The organism is Moorena sp. SIO3I6 (assembly GCF_010672095.1).
The window spans coordinates 1-3,125 of record NZ_JAAHHU010000495.1 but is presented as its reverse complement, the minus strand read 5'-3'; the positions used below and the strand labels follow the sequence as shown (position 1 = coordinate 3,125).

3 protein-coding genes and 2 pseudogenes are annotated in these 3,125 nt (G+C 41.1%); all 5 read left to right on the top strand.

Translation table 11 applies throughout. The features are described 5' to 3' along the window. Positions 1–316: 316 nt before the first annotated feature. Positions 317–1,407 (top strand): annotated as a pseudogene (locus tag F6K49_RS38530) (ISKra4 family transposase). A 79-nt stretch (positions 1,408–1,486) separates the two neighbouring features. Continuing rightward, the gene (locus F6K49_RS38525) at positions 1,487–1,888 is read left to right on the top strand and encodes a transposase (RefSeq protein ID WP_293038794.1); all 402 of its coding nucleotides are present in this window, start codon (positions 1,487–1,489) and stop codon (positions 1,886–1,888) included. Positions 1,889–1,988: 100 nt separating this feature from the next. Then, the gene (locus F6K49_RS38520; RefSeq protein WP_293105677.1) at positions 1,989–2,108 is read left to right on the top strand and encodes a transposase; all 120 of its coding nucleotides are present in this window, start codon (positions 1,989–1,991) and stop codon (positions 2,106–2,108) included. A 435-nt stretch (positions 2,109–2,543) separates the two neighbouring features. Then, a complete protein-coding gene (locus F6K49_RS38515; RefSeq protein ID WP_293067324.1) occupies positions 2,544–2,840 on the top strand; it encodes a hypothetical protein in 297 nt (98 codons plus the stop codon). 7 nt (positions 2,841–2,847) lie between these two features. Beyond that, positions 2,848–3,125 (top strand): annotated as a pseudogene (locus tag F6K49_RS38510) (IS4 family transposase); the annotation flags it as partial.

The following is a 3,125-nucleotide window of genomic DNA, read 5'->3' as shown; positions in this document are numbered from 1 at the left end:
AAAAAAGGGATGGTCGAAAATAGGAGAAAGACCAATGGCGATTGTTCAACATCGTTATCAATGGTTGTATGTCTATGGATTTGTCCAACCTAAGACTGGAAAAAATTTATGGTATTTAATCCCCAGAGTCAATACAGAATGGTTAAACCTAGTCTCTAAAAAATTTGCTGAAGATGTGGGAGCATCCCATTTTGGAAAATACAAGAAGAGGGTGGGGTTTAATTTCGCGAGTATTGCTCGCGAAGTTAAACCCCATTGTAAGGCTCAACTACTTAGGCTGGTAGAATACAGAGGTAGATGTTCATACGCTTTGATTATGAAGAAAGCCGAACGGGAAGAACTAGAAGCTTGTTTAAAACGAGCCAGCGAGATCCTGTACAACAATACTGACACGGATAGCTTGGAAACCCTGGCAGATATTGAAATTGCAGTCAGGAAGCAAGTTTTAGAACACGTCAGTCCCAAAATTGCCTTTTTTTTATCACAAAAAAGACCAATACCCAACGAGGTAAAACCCGAACCATTAAAAGTTGTCTCGGAAAACTGAAGATTACGAAAAAACAAGCAGATGCTTTGGGAATATAACCATTAACGCGACATAGTCCTCTGTTGGAAAAATGCTGTCTTCTCTTGAGTGCCAATGAATCTTATCACAATGCAGAAACGGATTTATATCTCTTAACTGGACTCAAAGTTGGTCATTCCACTCAACATTGGCCTTTGGCCACGCTACGCGAACGAAAAGTTAACCAAATTGAGTTACCACCTCCTGATCTAAAACAAGGGTTATCCGAAGTAAGTGTTGATGGCGGAAAAATTCGCTTAAGGACGGAAGTTAAAGGAGAACCTAGTGTTTGGCAAGAATACAAAACAGCTCGCTTACAAGGGATTTATTACGGAGCCTTCTTTCAAGACAATCTATCTTTAACTGATTGGATAAACAGTCAAAACTTGACCGTACCCTTATACTGCTTGGGAGATGGACATGATGGCATCTGGAATATATTTGCTCTTATTGGTGAGCCTCAGCATCGAATTGAAATCCTGGACTGGTATCACTTAACCGAAAACATTCATAAAATAGAAACAAATAAATCAATCAAAGAACAGTTAGAGGCTTACCTGTGGAAAGGACAGGTGTCTGAGGCAATGAAGTTGCTTAAGTTGGCGAAGCCAGTGGGTGGAACTAACTTTATTGGCTATCTCAAAAAACACCGTAAAAGGTTAATCAATTATCACTCTTTCCAACGGGAGCAAATTTGTTCAATTGGAAGCGGAGCGGTGGAATCGGCTGTCAAACAAATCAGCCACCGAGTTAAATTAACCGGAGCCCAGTGGCGACCAGAGAATGTTGCTAATATCTTACAACTGCGTTGTGCCTATCTCAATGGTCAACTAGCTATTTAAGCCCTTAAAAATTCTCTCTTCCTTTGACTGTATTCGCGAGTTATAATCGCGAATAGATGTCCCATGGGGATTGAGAGTAATGGGTAGAAGAGTTTCAAGTCAGTCACAACAAGATAAACTACAGAGAATAACTCGTTTACAGACGGCGATTGCCAGCCTCGAAACCTACAAAAGTTTCTTCGAGGGTCAAGGGGAACTCGCTCCGGAAGATGCTTGGGTAGCACGTTATCAAGTCCGACAGCCCCAAAAAGCCTACTGGTACTATAAACTACAAGCTCCTTCACCCACTTTTCCCACCACAGGTGATACCCCCAAGCTAAGTAAATATAAGCATTTGGGGAAGGCTGGAAGTCAAGCCCATGTTGCTGGGGTGATGGCTGTAGCCAGAAGAACCATAGTTTCCGAATTACAAAAAAATATTGATTCTCTAAAAAATAGCTTACTAGATATTTCTTTCGACTCGGAGCAAGAAAATATCTAAGTTAGGTTATTATTCGCGAGCATAACTCGCGAATAAGTTTTTCCTTTTTTCCAAAATGGGATGCTCCCGAAGATGTGGGCATTTCTCAAAAAAAAAAGTGTTGTTAGTAGAAGATAATGCTGGATGGCATCGGAGTAAGAAGGTAAAAATTACTTCAGGAATTAAACTAGAGTTTTTGCCCCCATACTCTCCAGAATTACAACCAGCAGAAATACTGTGAAAATTAGGGGATGAACCTTTAGTAAATAATTGTTTTGAGACGATTGATGAAATCGAAGAATTGTTAGTAAAACGTTGTCAGGTTTTGAGTGAGATGAAAGAAGAAATTATAAATTTAACTTTCTATCATTGGCTAGCTTCTATTTAAGCATTTTTTTAATGGGGTATGACAACCGGATTTAGTATAATGCCTCTATCTCCAACCCAGATGATTCTGGAGAGTCCAAAGCGATGACGGACGGGAGCATGTCACTTATGCAGCAACATTAGTACTAAATCTAGGGAATGGGGAATGGGGAATGGGGAATGGGGAATGGGGAATGGGGAATGGGCATTGGTGACAAGTTAAGCAAAAGAGCAATTTGTCAAGTACTTTCCAGAAATTGCTGTATCCTGTACTAGGTAAACTATTCAGTGCGATCGCTAACCCCAAACTGTGCGATCGCTAACCCCAAACTGTGCGATCGCTAACCCCAAACTGTGCGATCGCTTCGAGCACCAGCATATGCGGCTCGCGAACCGTAGACTAACTGAAGTATCGGTGGTTACAAAGGTAAAAAGAGAATGGCTCCCCCGCCAAAAAAGTATTAGAGACCACACCAGACCGCGAAACCAGCCCAATATAGATGAACATTGTCATAGCTCAACAACTAGAAGATTTAGTCAAACCTTGCGTGTACAATCAACTAGCCTACTACCGCTCATTAGACATGATTTGCAGGATATTGAGTAACCCATAGATGCTGGCAGTGGTATTGAGTTTACTGGGTCGGCAAGTACCATCAGTAACAGAGCTCAATCGAATGCTAGCAAGGGAAAACTTGCTGTGGGCGAAGGCAGTGAAAGTGTCTCAACAAGCCCTATCTCAAAGATTCTTAACCTTTCCAGCATCATTGTTTCAAAGAGTACTAAAAGACTTACTAGTTTTGTTAAACCAACGTTGGCAGCAAAGAAACAGAGAAAGTCCGGTAAGCGTTAAAAGAGCGAGAAAGTATTTTGAACGTTTGTGGATAGTAGA

Coding starts and splice junctions, on each gene's coding strand:
- F6K49_RS38525 (WP_293038794.1), top strand. CDS start 1,487: ATGGGTAGAAGAGTTTCAAGTCAGTCACAACAAGATAAACTACAGAGA.